We start from the raw sequence: 18,013 nt of genomic DNA on the forward strand, positions 1-18,013 counted from the left end.
TCGCATTTCACTCAATGGCCACAGCTGAAAACAGGGATTGATGCCATGACTGATCGGCAGGGATTTTTCGATCTTAGCAAGACAGGCATTTCACGCCGGACCGCGCTCAAAGGTCTTGTTGCTACAGGTACCGGTCTCGTCGCTCCCGGATTTGTCCGCTACTCTCAGGCGCAAAGCTCAGCGCCGATCAAGATCGGCTTCCAATGCCACCGCACCGGTATCGGCGCCGCCTATGGCCGCTGGTATGAAAAAACCACCAATGCGGCGATCAAGCTGATCAATGACGCCGGCGGCATCAATGGACGCCAGGTTGAAGTCGTCATCGAAGACGACGGCACAGATGCCGGCCGTGGTGCCGAGGTGGTCGGCAAGTTCGCCAACCAACACAAGACCGACATTGTCTATGGGACGCTGTTTTCCAACGTGGTGATCGGCTCTGCACCAACCGCGGGCGAGCTCAAGATCCCCTACTATGTGGTGAGCGAAGGCTATCACGTCGCCTCCGGCAAGCTGAACCGCTATTGCCTGCAACCAGGCATAACCGATGTGCGCGCCCAGGTGACGTCCGTTGCACCGTGGATCGCGGCCAATGCAGGCAAAAAGGTCACCATGGTGTTCCCGGACTATGCCTTCGGCTACGACCACCGCGACTACCTGCCGCCGGCGCTCAAGAACGCCGGTGCCGAAGTCATCGCCCAGATCGCCATTCCGCCGACGGAAAGCTCTTTCACCAAATATTTTCCGCAGATCCCAGCCGAAACCGACGTCATCTATCACGTCATGGTTGGACCGGCCGTGCTCACCTTCGTCAAGGAACTTGGTGAGTTCTATGGCTCGAACGGGCCCAAGCTGTTCGGCTTCATCGATTCGCTCGAAGCCGTGGACGTCAACAGCCCCGGCCTCGAATATCTCGACGGCAGCCATTTCTGGGAAGGCGCGCCGCGCTATTCCCAGACCGACGACAGCGACGCGATGAAAGCCTATCGCGCAGCCGTTGGCATCGACGACAATGGCGCTTCGACAAGCGACGCCAAGGACGTCTCCACCGCTGCCCACATGTTCGGTTGCTGGGAAACGCTCTACGTCATCAAGAAGGCGATGGAAGACAGCGGCTACAAGGGGCCGGAAGACCGCGCCAAGCTGATCGAGGCAACCGAGGCGATGACCGAATTCGCCGAAGGGCCTGAGCATCCGCAAGGCAAGAAGGTCTTCAACGGCAAGATCCATCAGGTCTTCGGCAGCCAGAACATTTCCAAGCTCGAAGGCGGCAAGCTTACCGTGGTTCACAAGACGTCGATTGAAGACGGGCAATACGAACCCGAGGCCGACTACACGACGCAGGCTCTGTGATCGGAAAGTGACAGGGTTCGATCGGGCAGCCTGACTGAATGGCCTTTGGACCTCACCTGCTGCTGGCGGTTCTGGAAGGGCTGGTCACCTCAGCCGTGCTCGCCCTGACTGCGCTTGGTCTCTCGCTGGTGTTTGGTGTCATGCGCGTCGTCAACGTCGCGCATGGCGAATTGTTCATGCTGGGGGCCGTGCTGGCGTGGGCGATTGCCACCAGCATCGGCGGTAGCCCGGCGGTCGGGTTCATGGCGGCGCTCGTAGTGGCGCCGCTGATCGTTGGCGCGGTTGCGCTGGCGGCCGAGCGACTGGTGTTGCGCAAGGTGAACTACGATCCGGAAGCCACGATAGTGGCAACTATCGGCCTGCTCTACATCATTCAGCAACTGGCGCTGACCTTCTACGGCGCTGACGCACGGCCAGTGCCGCCGCCGTTCAATGTGCGCATCTCGCTGCCCTGGTTTGGCTATTCCGGCTACAAGCTTTCCATCATCGCGGCCTCCGCGCTGCTGCTTGTCGTATCGTGGCTGGTCATGACGAAGACAAAGGCAGGGCTGATCATGCGCGCTACGCAGTATGATCGTGAAACCGCACAGGCTTTCGGTATTCCGGTCGATCGTGTCTATGCCGGCGTGTTCGCGCTCGGCGCCATGCTGGCCGCCGTCGCTGCGGTGCTGATCGTGCCGATCAGCCAGGCACACTACCTGATGGGACAGGACCCCCTGCTCTTGTCCTTCATAGTCGTGATTATCGGTGGCCTCGGCTCGCTCCGCGGCACCGTCGTGGCGGCAGTTCTGATCGGCGTTTCTGATGGCGTCATCTCGATGTTCTTTTCGCCAACGCTGGCCAAGATGATCGCCACCCTGCTCGTCGCCATGGTGTTGGTGTTTCGCCCGCAAGGACTGTTCGGCAGGGCAGTCCGATGACGGAAGGTTCGTCACCGGTCCGAGCTTACGTGCTGCATCTGGCCGTCATCGCCATCCTGGTCGTCCTCAATTTCATCCTGCCTGCATATCATCACGGGCTGTTGGCGCGCATTCTCGTGCTGGCAACATTCGCCATGGGCTACAATCTCTTGTTCGGCTATGTCGGGCTGCTCAGCCTCGGCCACGCCATGTTCTTTGCCGCCGGCCTCTATGGCGCGGGCCTCGGAGTTCACCATTTCTATCTGTCGGTTCCCGTCGCCTTCATTGCCGCGCTTGCTTGCGGGGCGGTGCTTTCCCTCGTTATCGGGCTATTGGCGCTTCGCACCTCAGGCGTAGCCTTCATGATCGTCACCATGATGTTTGCCCAGGTGCTCGCCCTGGCCATCCTCTATTTCGCCCCGCTGACCGGCGGCGATCAGGGGCTCGTATTGCAGCAACAGGAACGGGTGGTTCATCTCGGCGATACCGTGCTGGACCTTACAAATCCCACGACGCGCTACATGGTTGCACTCACACTGTTTTCGATTGTGCTTCTGTTGACACTAGGTGTCGTGAGGTCGCGCTTCGGTCGCGTTCTGATCGCCATTCGTGAGAACGAAGAACGTACCCGCATGTTAGGCTACGATACGTTCGCCAACAAACTAGCGGCGGTCGTGGTTTCCGGCGTCATCTGTGCCGCCGCGGGTAGCGCCTATGCGCTGTTGTTCGGCTATGTCGGCGCCAATTTCGCCTCGGTACAGTATTCCATCCTGCCGTTGCTGTGGGTGCTACTGGGGGGAGCGGCGACGACGCTCGGGCCGCTGATCGGCACGCTCTTCATGTACTATGTCGTCGATATCACAAGCGGCTATACGTCTGCCTATCTCCTGATCGTTGGCATTGCGCTGATCCTGCTCGTGCTGTTCTTCCCGAAGGGCATTCTAGGCACGCTCAGGCAACGCTGGGTGCGGTGGCTGCCATGATGCCGCTGATGACAACGAAAGGCCTGTCGCGTCATTTCGGCGGTCTGCGCGCCGTGGACGATGTCGACTTCGCCCTGATGCCGGGAGAGATCAGGGCCGTGATCGGCCCGAACGGCGCCGGCAAGACCACCTTCGTCAGCCTTGTGTGCGGCCGCATCGAACCGACGGCCGGCATGATCGTGTTCGACGGCTCCGACATCACCAACCTGCCTGCACACAAGCGGGTGCGCCTGGGCATTGCCTACACCTTCCAGATCACCAGCATTTTCGCAAACCTCAGCGCTTATGAAAATGTTGCCCTGCCCGTGCAGCGCACGCTAACCGACGGCCGCTCGAAGGGGCAGGTTCATGCCGATGTGACGGAGGCCCTTGAGCGCGTCGGGCTGGCCAATCGCGCCCATATACCCGCCGGTCAACTTGCCTATGGCCACCAGCGCCTGCTCGAGGTGGCGATGGGGCTGGCGCTGAAACCCCGCCTTCTGGTGCTGGATGAACCGACACAAGGATTGGCGGACAGCGAGATCGAGAACTTCACCGGGCTTGTCCGCGAGATTGCCCGCGATGCTACAGTGCTCATCATCGAGCACAACATGCCTGTGGTGATGGAACTGGCCGACCGCATAACGGTGTTCGAAGCCGGTCGGATCCTGGCTGAGGGAACACCGGAAGCTATCCGCGCCAACGCCGCCGTCCAACGCGCCTATCTGGGAGGCGGCGATGACTGACGCCTTGACCATCTCCGGGCTCGACTGCTTCTACGACGAAGTCCAGGTGCTGCATGGTCTCGAATTCAGCTTACGCCAGGGCGAAGTCCTGTGCCTGCTTGGCCGCAACGGCGCCGGCAAGACGACGACACTGAAAGCTATCATGGGCCTGGTGCCGGCCCGCCAAGGCTCGATAAAGCTCGACGGCATGGAAATGACCGGCCTGCCGGCACATGAAGTGCCGAAAGCCGGCATTGCCTACGTGCCGCAAGGCCGCCGCCTGTTCGCTGAAATGACCGTGGCGGAAAATCTGGAGATCGGGCTCAACACACGCCACAAAGGCCGGGCCACGCGCGAGACCGTACTGGAGATGTTTCCTTTGCTCCGCGAGAGGCTGAAACAGCGCTCGGGCACCTTGTCCGGCGGCGAACAGCAGATGCTGGCCATGGCGCGGGCGCTGTGCGTGGAGCCAAAGGTGCTGCTGCTCGACGAACCCACCGAAGGCCTGATGCCCTCAATGATCCAGAAGATTCGCGAGGCCGTTTCGCAGCTGCGCCAACGGGGTGTTTCGACGATACTGGTCGAGCAGCGGGTCGACGCGGTCCTGTCCGTCGCCGACCGGGTCTCGTTCATCGAAAATGGGCGCAACCGCGAAACGGTCGATATCGAGCAATTGCGGGCCAACCCCTCAGCGGTGAAGCGCTATGTCGGGGTTGGCTGAGTTACATCGTTCTCAGCCAAAGAAGATTACGCTCGACACGATAAAGACCGGGATCAACACCAGTCCGGACCAAAGCATGTAGCCGAAGAAGCTTGGCATCTTGACGCCATTGTCCTTGGCAATGGCGTAGACCATGAAATTGGGCGCATTGCCGATATAGGTGTTGGCCCCCATGAAGACGGCACCCGCGGATATGGCCGCCAGCGTCGAGGCATATTCGTTCATCAGATGCTGCGGGTCACCGCCGGCCATCTCGAAGAACACAAGATAGGTCGGTGCATTGTCGAGGAACGACGACAACACGCCAGTCAGCCAGAAATAAGCAAGATCGTTCGGTTCGCCCGATTGCAGTGTCACCAGCGATACGAGCGGACCCAACGCTCCACCGAGACCCGCCCGCAGGATGGCGACCACCGGCACGATGCAGATGAAGATGCCGGCGAACAGCTTGGCGACCTCGGCAATCGGACCCCAATTGAAGCCATTTGCCGCGCGGTATTCCTTACGCGACACGGCGAGCGAGACGAAGGCGAGCGCCAGGATGATGACATCGCGAACGAGGTTCTGCAATTCGACCGTGACGCCTTGAATGGTGAAGGCAATGCCGGGCTGCCACGAAGCCGACATCAGGATTGCGGCGATGACGCCTGCCAGCAGCGGCAGATTTGGCAATCCGCGGATGCGTACCTTGGAATCCGGTGTTGGGTCCTTGATCTTCGGCTCGCCCTGTTCACGCCTGTGAAGGATTACGTCGAGGACGACAAATGCCGCCAGCACCAGCCCGCCAACGAATAGTGTGTCGGGCAGGATATGCACTGTGGTCCAGAAGAAATCGACGCCGCGAAGGAAACCGACGAACAGGGGCGGATCGCCAAGCGGCGTCAACGAACCGCCGATATTGGAAACCAGAAAAATGAAGAACACGACGACATGAGCGTTGAACGGCCGGTTGTCGTTGGCGCGGATGATCGGCCGGATCATGACCATCGATGCTCCCGTTGTGCCGATCACGGAAGCGAGGATGGCGCCGATGAGCAGGAGACCTGCATTGACCAGCGGCGTGCCATGTATGTTGCCGGCAACCAGAATGCCGCCCGAAATGGTGAACAGAGCAAAAAGCAGGATAATGAACGACATGTATTCCAGAAGCACCGCGTGCAGAACGGCTTCGGTCGCAGTCGGCATGCCGTAGCCGGCGACCAGCGGTACAACGACAAGGGCCGACCAGAACGCGGCGATCTTGCCGTAGTGATGTTCCCACACGTGCGGAAACAGAAGCGGCCCAGTGGCGATAGACAACAAAAGCCCGGCAAACGGCAACGCCCACCAGAGCGACATTTCACTGCCCGGCAAGCCATGTGCTTCAGCGCCAAGGGCGGGTGTTGCAGCAACTCCCGCCAGCGCGAGAACAGCCGCAAGAATTTTAAGAATACGCACCTCTACCCCGCCCATTTCTCAATCTGCGGCTGCCGCGCAATCGTCGCAGCAACGATTTCCCACCGCACCTAGGCCAGCTTGACGCCCGCCTCGCGCATACGCTTGACCATCGCCTCGACGGACCCGTTCAGGTTGATGCCTCGACAGGCATCCAGTCGCACGGACGTTTCGAGCCCCTGCCTCACCGCATCCAGCGCGGAATACGCGACGCAAAAATCGGTGGCAAGACCGACCAGAGTGATCGCGCCAATGCCACGTTCCTTCAGATAGCCTGCCAATCCGGTCGGGGTCTTGTGGTCATTTTCGAAGAAGGCCGAGTAGCTGTCGATTGCGGCGCGAAAGCCCTTGCGCACGACCAGTTCGGCCTTGGTCCAGGCAAGGCCGGAATGAAAGTCCGCGCCGAGGCTGCCCTGAATGCAGTGATCGGGCCACAGCGTCTGCTCGCCATATGGCATGGTGATCGCTTCGAACGGCTTGCTGCCCTGATGGCTGGAAGCAAAGCTCGAGTGGCCTGCGGGATGCCAGTCCTGGGTCAGTACGACATGCTCGGTGTTCCGGATCATGTCGTTGACCAATGGTACGATCTCGTCGCCGCCGGTGACCGCCAGCGCGCCGCCGGGACAGAAATCGTTCTGCAGGTCGATGACGACGAGTGCTTCGCCAGCCATGAAGCCTCCTTGTGAACCGATTGCACAGCGCCCTTGCGGGCCGCAGTAACTTGACCAGATGCGCGCCTGCGTCAACCTCAAAGCAACATCCCAAAAGCCGCTTTGACAATCCAAGGTGGCTTGATATCATTTGCATACGAATGAATTTGACCGGCGCCGAAAGCCGGCTGGGCCAAGGGAAAGGCCCCTGCCGCGCGGCAAAGGAAGGCAAGGCGTGATCCGTTACGCGAAACCCACCACGGTCGCCGAGGCGCTATCGCTGCTCGGAGAAGATAGCTGGCGCATCCTGGCCGGAGGCACCGACTTCTACCCCGCACAAGGAACCAAGCCGTTGCGTGAGAATATTCTCGACATCAACGGGTTGGCAGAACTTCGCGGCATTGCCGAGACCGGTTCCCATTGGACGATAGGCGCGCGCACGAGTTGGACGCAGGTTGCAAGCGCTCCGTTGCCGGCATGTTTCGAAGCGTTGAGGCAAGCAGCGCGCGAGGTGGGTTCACGCCAGATCCAGAACGTTGCAACGGTGGCCGGCAATCTCTGCAATGCCTCGCCCGCTGCCGACGGCGTGCCGGCGCTGCTCATTCTCAACGCGGATGTCGAATTGAGTTCTACGCAAGGAAACCGCCATCTGCCGCTTGGCGATTTCATTCTGGGCAACAGGCGTACCGCCTTGCGGTCGGACGAAATCGTCACCGCCATCCGCATTCCGAAATCGGCTGCAGTCGGGCGGTCCGCATTCCATAAACTCGGCGCACGCCGCTATCTCGTCATCTCGATTGCGATGGCGGCAGTTAGGCTGGTCATCACGGACGGCATCGTTAGCGACGCGGCTGTCGCGGTCGGGGCCTGTGCGGCAACTGCGAAACGGCTTCATGGCGTCGAAACGGCGATCATCGGACGCAAGGCGGACCGGTCGATTGTTGACGCGATCATGTCCGCACAAATCGAGGAATTGACACCCATCGACGACGTGCGCGGCACGGCAGGCTACCGGCAGGATGCGGCCCGCGAGATCGTGGCGCGCGCAGCGCTCGCGATCGTCGACGAAAGCCTCGACAAGGCGGCGGCATGAACCCCCGCCTGCCGTTCACCGCGCTCGAGGTCAACGGCTCGTCCGTGTCTTTGCCGGTTTCGCCGGTGCGGCGGCTAAGCTCGGTGCTGCGCGACGACCTGCACCTGACCGGCGTCAAGGTTGGCTGCGACGCCGGCGATTGCGGTGCCTGCACTGTACTTGTCGACGGCGAGCCTGTCTGCGCCTGCCTGATGCCGGTTGCCTCGGCCACGGGCACGAAGATCACGACCGTCGAAGGCTTGGGCAACGGCCGTCTGTCGGCGCTGCAAGCTTCGTTCCTCGAACACGGCGCAGCGCAATGCGGTATCTGCACCCCCGCATTGCTTGTGGCTGCCTCGGCCTTGCTGGAGCGGAACGCAAAACCCGATGAGGCCGCCGTACAAGACGCGCTGGGCGGCATTTTGTGCCGCTGTACCGGCTACCGAAAGATCATCACCGCCGTGATGGCGGCGTCACGCAAACACCCAGCAACCGACATCGATTTCCGCCTGCCCGAAGCCGGCTGCGCCATCGGCGCATCCCCGGTCAGACTGGACGGAATTGCCAAGGTAACCGGCGAAGAAAAATATGGGGCGGATTCCTTTCCGGAAGATGCGCTGGCTGTGCTGGCGGTTCGCTCGCCGCACTATCATGCAAAATTTTCGATAGGCGACCTTGAAGCCTGGAAGAAAATAAACCCAGGCATAGTTGCCGTTTTCACTGCAGCCGATATCCCCGGCATCAACCGCTTCGGCGTCATCCCGCCCTTTGCCGACCAGCCGGCATTGGCGGAACAGGAGGTGCGTTTCCGTGGCGAAGCCGTAGCGGTGATCGCTGGCGAACGCGACGCCATCGCCAACCTCGACCTCGCCTCGTTTCCGGTTAGCTGGGCCGAACTGCCGCACGTCTTGCAACCCGGCCAAGCATGCGCGGAAGGCGCGCAACTCGTCCATGAAAGCAGGGCCGGCAACATTCTGACCAAGGGTTTCGTCGAGCAAGGCGACCCGGAGGCAGCGCTTTCCAGCGCTGCAATCATCGTCTCCGGTGAAATCGAGACATCTTATGTAGAGCACGCCTACATCGAACCGGAAGGCGGCTATGCCTATCTGGATGGCGAGACGCTGGTCATCGTCGCCTGCACGCAAGCGCCTTACATGGATCGCGACGATACCGCCAAGGTGCTGGCGCTAGCACCCGAGAATGTCCGCATCGTGCCGACCGCGACCGGCGGCGGCTTCGGCTCGAAGCTCGACGTTTCGCTGCAACCGCTGATCGGCCTCGTTGCGCTGAAGACCGGGCGTCCGGCGGCGATGGCCTATAGCCGCAACGAATCCATGATGTCGACCACCAAGCGGCATCCCGCTTTCATGAAGGCATCGATCGGCACCGATGCAGATGGCCACGTCTGTGGCATGATATTCGACGGCGACTTCAACACCGGCGCCTATGCAAGCTGGGGGCCAACTGTCGCCAACCGGGTTCCAGTCCATGCTTCCGGACCCTATGCGACGCCCAACTATCACGCCGCCGGCCGCGCCATTCATACGAACGGGCCAATCTCAGGCGCATTCCGTGGTTTCGGCGTACCGCAAGCGGCGATCATGCAAGAAACACTTTATGACGAGCTTGCCGACAAGCTTGGCAAGGACCGTCTGGATTTCCGCCTGCAAAACTGCCTGCGCAAGGGCAATGTCACCGTCACCGGCCAGAAGATGGATGCCAGCGTCGGCATTGCAGATTGCCTCGAGGCGCTGAAGCCGCACTGGAGCCGCGCCCTTGCCGACGCGACCGCCTTCAATGCGCGCAACGAAACCGTGAACCGCGGCGTCGGCGTTGCATCCTGCTGGTACGGTTGCGGCAACACCTCGCTGCCCAATCCATCGACAATCAAGGTCGCGATTTCGCAGGACGGCCATGTCGTCCTGCATCAGGGGGCAGTTGATATCGGGCAAGGCTCGAACACCGTCATCACCCAGATTTGCGCCGACGCCCTCGGCTTGCCTCTGGCGATGTTTCGCCTCAAAAGCGCCGATACCGCAATCTCGCCAGATGCCGGCAAGACGTCGGCTTCGCGACAGACTTTCGTCACCGGCAAGGCTGCCGAGAAAGCCGGGCGGGCGCTGCGCGACCAGATCCTGCGCTTCGCCAATGTCTCCACAAACGCGACACTGACCCTCGATGGGAACGTAGTGGTGGTTCACGAAGGCGAAGCGGTGCGGCGCATCGATCTGACAAACCTTGCCGCTAACGCCGAAGGCTATGTTTTTGAGGCAATGGAAAGCTACGATCCGCCCACCACGCCCCTCGATGCCAAGGGGCAAGGCAAGCCCTATGCCGTCTACGGTTATGGCGCGCAGATCGCCGAACTGGAAGTCGACCTCAAGCTCGGCACGGTCAAGCTGGTGAAGATCACGGCGGCACATGATGTCGGCAGGGCGATCAACCCCGTCATGGTCGAAGGGCAGATCGAAGGCGGCATCGCGCAGGGCATCGGCATGGCGCTGATGGAAGAATATATTCCGGGTCGCACCGAGAATTTGCACGACTACCTGATCCCGACCATTGGCGACGTGCCGCCGATTGAATCGATCCTTGTCGAAGTTCCAGACAGCGAAGGTCCATTCGGTGCCAAAGGGTTGGGCGAACACGTGCTGATCCCGACGGCTCCCGCGATCCTCAACGCCATTCGTCACGCCACCGGCGTGCTGGTCACCAAGGTGCCGGCTACGCCGTCTCGCATCATGGCAGCGATCCGGGCAAGCGAGGCAAGCCAATGAGCGAGCTTTCGGAACGTTTCGAAACGCATGAGAGCGGCGACAAGCAGCTTGCCGAAAAGATCCGCTGCGATGCGTGTCCGGTCATGTGCTACATCGCGGACGGTCGCACAGGCGCCTGCGACCGGTACGGCAATATCGGCGGGCGCATCGTACGCATGGATCCGCTCACCATCCTCGACCATGCGGCGGAAACAGGCGGCAGCGTCGTGCCCTTCGTTGCCAAAGGCGACAACTGGAACGGCGAACTGGTCAATGCCGGCCGCCGATTCGTCACAGCGATAGGCGCTGGCACCACTTATCCCGACTATAAACCTGCACCGTTCATCGTCAGCCAGGAAGTCGAAGGCGTGGACCTCGTCACCGTGGTGACCGAGGGCATTTTCTCCTACTGCGGCGTCAAGGTGAAGATCGACACTGACCGTCACCTTGGTCCGGAAACGGCGACAGTACGAGCGCAGGGCGAAGCAATCGGTCACGTCACGACCGGCGAATACGGCTCGCAAATGCTGTCGCTTGGCGGCGTTCATCATCTTACCGGTGGCTCGAAACCGGAAGGACGCGCTACCTGCGACGCCATGCTGAACCTGTGCAACAAGAAGCCGGTGGAACTTGCCATAGACGGCGGCGCAAACGTGATTGTGCAGGCCGGCAAGCCGCCGATCATAGACGGCAAGCTCGAGCAGCGCATGCGTGTTGGCTGCGGCTCGGCCACAATCGGCATGTTCGCCACACAATGGCGAGGCCTGGTCGATGAGGTGGTGGTGGTCGACGATCACATCACCGGCGTCGTTTCCGAACATCAGGCCGGCAAGGTTTTGGATTGGCAGGATACCGGCATCAAGATCGTGGGGCGACGCTCGACCCCGGGGCGCTATTTCAAGGTCTCGGAACCCGGCCTCGGCTGGGGCGGAACGACGATCTCCGACCCGTTATCGATCCTTGGCGAATGGAACCCAAAAAAGGGCGCGAGGCCGGGCCTCTCCATGCTGATGGTTTCTACAACCGGCGAACAGTTTGCCTATTACGAACTGGACGACGACCTGAAGCCGGTCGAAAGGCCGTTTCCCGACAGGCTCGCCAAGTCGGTGCGGCTGATTGAGGAAAACTGCGAACCGGCGCTGTGCACCGTGCTTTTCGTCGGCGGTGCGGGTGGCTCGCTACGAGCCGGCGTTACGGAAAACCCGGTCAATCTGACGCGCTCTGTCCATCGGCTGCAGACTTACGTGACTGTCGGTGGAGCACCCGTCTATATCTGGCCGGGCGGTGGCATTACCTTGATGGTGGACGTCATGCGCGTCCCTGATGACGCGTTTGGCTATGTGCCGACGCCTGCGCTGGTAGCGCCAATCGAATTCACCATGCGGCGCGACGCCTATATCCAGCTTGGCGGGCATGAAAAGGAAATCCGCTCGGTCGCGGATATTGTCGCGCATGGCGGAGAGTATCTCAACCCGCGCCAATCATCGGCGGCTTCGACCCAAAATCCATGGCCGCCATTGGCACAGTTGCGATCAAGCGGAAGCACCTTGCGATGATCGGCCCGCAAGCAAAATGGCTGCCGGACGGCAAGCGGCTGCATCTCAACCACGGGCCGATCGACCTGATCATCGAAGCCTTTGGCGAAGACGCAGAGCGGCGAGCCGCCTATCGTCAGGCGGTAACGCGTTTCCAGACCATCCTGCCGGAACTGGTCGAGGAACTGAGCGAGCTGCGCCGCCCTGCTTCCAAGATTCAGCGCCGCTTCACGGGGCCGACCGCGCGCCGCATGGAAGACGCGGTTGCCCCACTCTCGCACGACTTCATTACGCCTATGGCAGCCGTGGCCGGCTCAGTGGCCGACGAGATGCTGGCGGCGCTTACAGCTGGGCGCAAATTGACAAAAGCCTACGTCAACAATGGCGGCGACAGCGCACTTTACCTCACCGAAGGACACTCGTTGACACTTGCCATTGCCGGTACCGGGCATGGCTTTGCAGACCGCGTCGTCATTCAAGCCGAAGATAGTGTGGGCGGGGTTGCCACCAGCGGCTGGCGCGGACGCTCGTTTTCACTCGGAATAGCCGATGCCGTGACTGTCTTGGCGCGGTCAGGGGCCGAAGCGGATGCTGCCGCGACCTTGATCGCCAACGTGGTCAATCTTCCGGGCCATCCGGCCATCGCGCGCACCCCAGCCAGTAGCCTTGCACCCGACAGCGATCTTGGCGATCGGCTGGTGACGACCGACGTCGGACACCTCACCGCGCTGGAAGTCGAGGCCGCGCTGTCATCCGGCCTGGCCATTGCCGAAGACTTTCGCCGGCGCGGCCTGATTGATGCGGCCGCCCTTTTCCTGGCTGGGCAAGTCCGCCTGTGCGGCGCGCCCACGCTCCTCCGTCCATACCATCACCCCAAGGAACTCGTTGATGCCTGAATTTCCCATCCGCAAGATTGCCGTGCTGACGGAAGAGATCTTCCACGAAGGCGGTCCCACCGCCAAGGAACCGCGCCGGCGGGCCGCGGCGCTGGCTGTGGTGCAGAACCCGTTTGCGGGGCGCTACGTCGAAGAACTCCAGCCGGCGATGGAAGATTTGAAGCCGCTCGGCCTGCTACTGACCGACAGGCTGATCGCGGCGCTGGACGGCGACATCAGGTCGATCGACGGCTACGGCAAGGGCGCAATCGTCGGCAGCGCCGGCGAAATCGAACATGGCGCGCTGTGGCATGTTCCGGGCGGCTATGCCATGCGCGCGCGGCTGGGCGAAGCCAAGGCCATCGTCCCGTCAGCCATGAAAGTCGGCGCGTTCGGTTCGCGTCTCGACATACCGCTTGGGCACATCAACGCCGCCTATGTGCGCAGCCATTTCGATGCGTTCGAGGTCGGCATATCCGACGGACCGCGACCGGATGAAATCCTGTTTTGCCTGGCGATGAGTTGCGGCGGGCGCATCCATGACCGGATGGGCGGACTTGCCGTCAAGGACATCAAGGTTTGGGACGGGCAGCGGTGAGAATGACCAACACCGGTCCGGTACTGGTCGAGGCGGACGATCCCGTTCCCGACGACTACCACCTGCAGGACCAGATCGGCTTCATCCTGCGCAAGGCGAACCAGCGCCATCTTGCCATCTTTGCCGCGCGCATCGGCGACCTGACCCCGCCGCAGTTTGCGGCGCTGGCGAAGCTGCACGAAGTGGGCGAGACCTCGCAGAACCAACTCGGTACGCTGATCGCCATGGACGCGGCGACCGTTAAAGGCGTCATCGACCGGCTGAAAGCGCGTGGTCTCGTCGACTACGGCAAACACGAGGCCGACAAGCGCCTTTTGATGGTCAAGCTGACCGCAGACGGCTTTGCCATGATCGAGCGCCTGATCCCGCTCGCCGCCCAGATCACGCAGGAGACACTTGCTCCCCTGACCGCACGCGAGATCGGCACCTTGATGCGCCTGCTCGGTAAGATCGCCTAACGCGCGTACACCAGCCCTTTGGGATCGATCTCGGGTTTGCGGCCGGCAACAAGGTCGGCAAGGAACCGCCCCGAACCGCAGGCCATGGTCCATCCGACATGGCCGTGGCCGGTGTCGAGATAGAGATTTTCATACCGTGCCTTGCCGATGACCGGCACCGAATTCGGCATCATCGGCCGCAAGCCCGCCCAAAGCTCTGCCTTCTTCTCGTCGAAGGCACCGGGGAACAGCTCGTGCGCGGTCTTGAACATGGGCGCGAAGTCCTTTGGCTTGAAGGTACGGTCGAAGCCGGTGAACTCCGCCGTGCAGGAGAGCCGCAAGCGGTTGCCGAGGCGGGAATAGCCGACGAGCCTGTCCTCGTCCGCACCGCCCATCGTCGGGCCCTTGGTTTCGTCTTCGAGCGGGATGGTCGCCGCATAACCCTTCACCGGATAGACCGGCAGGTCGACGCCATAGCGGCGACCGAGAAGTCCGCTCTCGGGGCCCATGGCGACGACGACTACATCGGCGCCGAGCATGCCCGCCGACGTCTTCACCGAACGCACCTTGCCGGCCTCGATGTCGAGGCCTTCGACGGTGGTGTTGAACTGGAATTTCACACCAAGCTTTTCGGTCGAATAGGCCGCCAGCTTGCCGACGAACTGGCGGGAGTCGCCGGTCTGGTCGATCGGCGAATAGATGCCGCCTGCAATCAGCTCCTTTGCGGCAGCAAGTCCTGGTTCGATCTCGGGCAGTCGGTCGCGGCCAACGATTTCGATGGGTAGTCCGTTTTCGGCCAGGAAGCGATAGTTTCCGAGGCTTGCGTCGAGACTTTGCTGCGAGCGAAAGAAGTAGAAGATGCCTTTCTTGCGCTCGTCATAGGAAATGCCCGTCTCCTGCGACAACGCGTTGATGCAATCGCGCGAATAGAGTGCGAGGCGCAGCTTCGGCAGCGTGTTGGCCCGTAGCCGCGCCGGGGTGCATTGGGTCAGGAAGCGCAGGCTCCAGAGATAAAGATAAGGATCGCTGAGAAGCCTGACCCTGATGCCGAGATCGTGATTGAACATGCCGCGCACGAAGGTCTTGAGCGCGGCTGGCGATGCCCACGCAGTCGCATCGCCCGGCGAAACCAGACCGGCATTACAGTAGCTGGTGCCCATGGCAGCGGTCGGGTGACGCTCGACGACGGTAACGTCATGACCGTCGCGGGCAAGATAGTACGCCGCAGCCGTGCCTACGACGCCTGCACCCAAGACAAGTATTTTCATAGCAGCCCCTGTGCGCCGACGCTGGCCTCGTCCGCGCAGCGATTGGCCCTCTTAGCGCGTCCTTGCCCGTGTTTCGAGCGCCAATGGCGATACGGTGGATATGTCAGCCGCGCGAAGAATTCTTGCCGCTCAGGATGCGCTCCCACGCCAGCGCATCGTGGACGATTCCGTCGAGGTCGTCATGCTGTGGAGCCCAGCCAAGCTGCTTTCGCGCCAAGCCGGAATTTGCAACGACGGAGGCGGCGTCGCCTGTTCGACGCCCTACGAGCCTGAAATCGAAGTCGCGGCCGACGGCCGTGCGTACACTGTCGATGACCTGCAAGACGGAGTAGCCATGACCATACCCGCAATTCGCGACGAGATTTTCCCCTCCGGCACGATGCCTTTGCAGAGCTAGCCGGTGAGCGGCCACGAGGTCGCTAACATGTATGTAATCACGGACGCAGGTGCCGTCGGGCGTGGCGTAGTCGCTACCGAACACCTGCATAAAGGGCCGCTTGCCAAGTGCTGTCTCGCAAGCAACCTTGATCAGGTGCGTGGCGCCGGACGTCGATTGACCGGTGCGACCCTTGGGATCGGCACCGGCGACGTTGAAGTAGCGCAGCGCCGTGTAGCGGAATCCATGAGCGACGGCAGCATCGCGCAGCATCCACTCGCTCATCAATTTCGAACGACCGTAAGGCGTTTCAGGTGTGAGGCGGTCGTCTTCTTTGACCGGCCTATTCCTGATACCGCCGTAAACAGCTGCCGTTGAAGAGAAGATGAAATTCCCGACGCCGGCGTGGACAGCCGTTTCGATGAGCGCCCGTGTCTTGCAGGTGTTGTTCTCGTAGTAGGCCAGTGGCTCCGAAATCGAGTCCGGTACTACCGCCGACCCGGCAAAGTGAATGATCGCATCGACCTTATGTTCGCGGACAAGACCGCCGACGAGTTCCTTGTCGGCAATGTCGCCAACCACCAGACGGGCTTCCGGGGCCACCGCCCATTCAAAGCCGGTCGAAAGACGGTCAATGACCACGACCTGTTCGCCCGCGTCCAGCAATTCCCAGACCATGTGGCTGCCGATATAGCCTGCGCCGCCCGTCACCAAGACTGCCATCTGACCTGTTCTTCCCGCTTTGTTGCGTGCCGGCATCGATCCGCCGGCCACGATGGCGACAATCCGTTAAAAAGCCATAGTGAAAAAGCTGTCCACGACCGGGAACGTTTTTGTTTCACCGCGATCCAACATTCGAGAACTCATGATTTTGACGGGCGTGGCATTATGACCGACCGCGTTCGATGGACGCCGCATTAGCCAGCAACTAATATTCCTCGCGAAAATCGGGATGCTGAAATGAACTATCAAAGGTTCTTCGAAGAAGCCATCGACCAGCTTCACGCCGAGCGCCGCTACCGCGTCTTTGCCGATCTCGAGCGCATGGTTGGCAAGTTCCCGCGTGCGTTGTGGCGGGCCGGCGGCCGCACCCAGGAAATCACCGTGTGGTGCTCGAACGACTACCTCGGCATGGGCCAACACCCCGACGTGGTGCAAGCCTTCCAGGACGCCGGCGGCCGCATGGGCTCGGGCGCGGGCGGCACCCGCAACATCTCCGGCACCAGCAATCCTCTGGTCGAGCTTGAGCGCGAACTTGCCGACCTGCACGGCAAGGAGGCCGGGCTGGTGTTCACGTCTGGCTTCGTTTCCAACGAGGCAGCGATTTCGACCATCGCGCGGCTTTTGCCCAACTGCCTGATCCTGTCGGACGAACTCAACCATGCGTCGATGATCGAAGGCGTGCGCCGCTCCGGCGCGGAAAAGAAGGTTTTTCGCCACAACGACGTGGCGCATCTGGAAAGCCTGCTCCAAGCCGCGGGCCGCGAACGCGCCAAGTTCATCGTTTTCGAAAGCGTCTATTCGATGGACGGCGACATCGCTCCGATCAAGGAGATCGTCGAGCTCGCCGAAAAATACAACGCCATGACCTATATCGACGAGGTCCACGCCGTCGGCATGTACGGGCCGCGCGGCGGCGGCATCACCGAGCGCGAGGGCTTGGCCCATCGCATCGACGTCATCGAAGGCACGCTCGCCAAGGCGTTCGGCACGCTCGGCGGCTATATCACAGGCACCAGCGCGGTGATCGATGCCGTGCGCTCCTATGCGCCGGGTTTCATCTTCACCACGGCGCTGCCGCCGGCGATCGCCGCGGCCGCGACGACCTCGATCCGCCATTTGAAGGCCTCGCAGGCCGAACGCGACGCGCAGCAGCGCCAGGCCGCGCACACCAAGCACATATTGTCCGCCGCCGGCCTGCCCGTGATGCCTTCGGTGACACATATCGTGCCGATCCTCGTCGGCGACCCGGAACTGTGCAAGATGGCCAGCGACCGGCTGCTTGGCGTTCACGGCCTCTATATCCAGCCGATCAACTATCCGACCGTGCCGCGCGGCACCGAGCGCTTGCGCATCACGCCCACGCCGTTCCACTCGGACCAGCTCATCATGGAACTGCAGACCGCGCTCATCGAGACGTGGGACGCACTCGGCATTCCCTACAGCACGTCCGGACGACCGGCGGTTGCCGAGAGCGAACGTGTCGTGCCGCTCTTGGTGCCGAAGTCCGGCGGTTGAGCCACCGGCTCGCTTCCGGGATGACACGGTACGTGGGCATCTTCGCGGCGTGATCGGTTCCGTTCCCTTCGTCATCCTCGGGCAAGCCTGAGCGCAGCGAAAGGCGCGACCCGGGGA

Annotated in this window: 16 protein-coding genes; 12 read left to right on the forward strand and 4 right to left on the reverse strand. The window is 61.6% G+C overall.

Translation table 11 applies throughout. The features are described 5' to 3' along the window. The first annotated feature begins 45 nt into the window (after positions 1 to 45). The 5 genes from ACODTY_RS17970 to ACODTY_RS17990 are packed head-to-tail and all read left to right on the forward strand — an operon-like array spanning position 46 to position 4,657. Entirely contained in the window at positions 46 to 1,350 is a 1,305-nt protein-coding gene (locus ACODTY_RS17970; protein ID WP_488995573.1) for an ABC transporter substrate-binding protein, read from the forward strand. Between the two features lie 38 nt (positions 1,351 to 1,388). Beyond that, complete coding sequence (locus ACODTY_RS17975) at positions 1,389 to 2,270, forward strand: branched-chain amino acid ABC transporter permease (RefSeq protein WP_488995574.1); 882 nt, start codon at positions 1,389 to 1,391, stop codon at positions 2,268 to 2,270. Beyond that, entirely contained in the window at positions 2,267 to 3,232 is a 966-nt protein-coding gene (locus tag ACODTY_RS17980; RefSeq protein WP_488995575.1) for a branched-chain amino acid ABC transporter permease, read from the forward strand. Before ACODTY_RS17975 ends, ACODTY_RS17980 begins: the two co-directional genes overlap by 4 nt. Continuing rightward, positions 3,229 to 3,957: an ABC transporter ATP-binding protein gene (locus ACODTY_RS17985; RefSeq protein WP_488995576.1), complete on the forward strand. Its 729-nt coding sequence runs from the start codon at positions 3,229 to 3,231 to the stop codon at positions 3,955 to 3,957. The genes ACODTY_RS17980 and ACODTY_RS17985 overlap by 4 nt, the downstream gene beginning before the upstream one ends. After that, a complete protein-coding gene (locus ACODTY_RS17990; RefSeq protein ID WP_488995577.1) occupies positions 3,950 to 4,657 on the forward strand; it encodes an ABC transporter ATP-binding protein in 708 nt (235 codons plus the stop codon). Before ACODTY_RS17985 ends, ACODTY_RS17990 begins: the two co-directional genes overlap by 8 nt. A gap of 12 nt (positions 4,658 to 4,669) precedes the next feature. Here the strand turns inward: ACODTY_RS17990 and ACODTY_RS17995 are convergent, their stop codons facing one another. Both ACODTY_RS17995 and pncA read right to left on the reverse strand, forming a co-directional pair. Then, a complete protein-coding gene (locus ACODTY_RS17995; RefSeq protein WP_488995594.1) occupies positions 4,670 to 5,995 on the reverse strand; it encodes a sodium:proton antiporter in 1,326 nt (441 codons plus the stop codon). A 167-nt stretch (positions 5,996 to 6,162) separates the two neighbouring features. After that, entirely contained in the window at positions 6,163 to 6,762 is a 600-nt protein-coding gene (pncA, locus tag ACODTY_RS18000; protein ID WP_488995578.1) for a bifunctional nicotinamidase/pyrazinamidase, read from the reverse strand. A gap of 214 nt (positions 6,763 to 6,976) precedes the next feature. Between pncA and ACODTY_RS18005 the strand changes: the two genes are divergently transcribed. Genes ACODTY_RS18005 through ACODTY_RS18030 form a run of 6 tightly spaced genes read left to right on the forward strand, consistent with a single transcriptional unit; the run spans position 6,977 to position 14,035 of the window. Further along, entirely contained in the window at positions 6,977 to 7,834 is an 858-nt protein-coding gene (locus tag ACODTY_RS18005) for an FAD binding domain-containing protein (protein ID WP_488995579.1), read from the forward strand. Continuing rightward, the gene (locus ACODTY_RS18010) at positions 7,831 to 10,590 is read left to right on the forward strand and encodes a molybdopterin-dependent oxidoreductase (protein WP_488995580.1); all 2,760 of its coding nucleotides are present in this window, start codon (positions 7,831 to 7,833) and stop codon (positions 10,588 to 10,590) included. The genes ACODTY_RS18005 and ACODTY_RS18010 overlap by 4 nt, the downstream gene beginning before the upstream one ends. Continuing rightward, entirely contained in the window at positions 10,587 to 12,125 is a 1,539-nt protein-coding gene (locus tag ACODTY_RS18015; RefSeq protein ID WP_488995581.1) for a 6-hydroxynicotinate reductase, read from the forward strand. The genes ACODTY_RS18010 and ACODTY_RS18015 overlap by 4 nt, the downstream gene beginning before the upstream one ends. Beyond that, entirely contained in the window at positions 12,122 to 13,000 is an 879-nt protein-coding gene (locus ACODTY_RS18020; protein WP_488995582.1) for a UPF0280 family protein, read from the forward strand. The genes ACODTY_RS18015 and ACODTY_RS18020 overlap by 4 nt, the downstream gene beginning before the upstream one ends. Further along, on the forward strand, positions 12,993 to 13,577 hold the full coding sequence (locus tag ACODTY_RS18025) for an amino acid synthesis family protein (RefSeq protein ID WP_488995583.1): 585 nt from the start codon (positions 12,993 to 12,995) through the stop codon (positions 13,575 to 13,577). Before ACODTY_RS18020 ends, ACODTY_RS18025 begins: the two co-directional genes overlap by 8 nt. Before the next feature lie 2 nt (positions 13,578 to 13,579). Further along, complete coding sequence (locus ACODTY_RS18030; RefSeq protein WP_488995584.1) at positions 13,580 to 14,035, forward strand: MarR family winged helix-turn-helix transcriptional regulator; 456 nt, start codon at positions 13,580 to 13,582, stop codon at positions 14,033 to 14,035. Here ACODTY_RS18030 and ACODTY_RS18035 read toward each other — a convergent pair. Both ACODTY_RS18035 and galE read right to left on the reverse strand, forming a co-directional pair. Continuing rightward, entirely contained in the window at positions 14,032 to 15,282 is a 1,251-nt protein-coding gene (locus tag ACODTY_RS18035) for a D-amino acid dehydrogenase (RefSeq protein ID WP_488995585.1), read from the reverse strand. The two genes, ACODTY_RS18030 and ACODTY_RS18035, sit on opposite strands and share 4 nt — an antisense overlap. A 103-nt stretch (positions 15,283 to 15,385) precedes the next feature. After that, complete coding sequence (gene galE / locus ACODTY_RS18040) at positions 15,386 to 16,381, reverse strand: UDP-glucose 4-epimerase GalE (protein ID WP_488995586.1); 996 nt, start codon at positions 16,379 to 16,381, stop codon at positions 15,386 to 15,388. 237 nt (positions 16,382 to 16,618) lie between these two features. Between galE and hemA the strand changes: the two genes are divergently transcribed. Beyond that, the gene (gene hemA / locus ACODTY_RS18045; RefSeq protein WP_488995587.1) at positions 16,619 to 17,896 is read left to right on the forward strand and encodes a 5-aminolevulinate synthase; all 1,278 of its coding nucleotides are present in this window, start codon (positions 16,619 to 16,621) and stop codon (positions 17,894 to 17,896) included. Positions 17,897 to 18,013 lie beyond the last annotated feature (117 nt).

The sequence above is a fragment of the Mesorhizobium sp. FG116 genome (assembly GCF_057809835.1).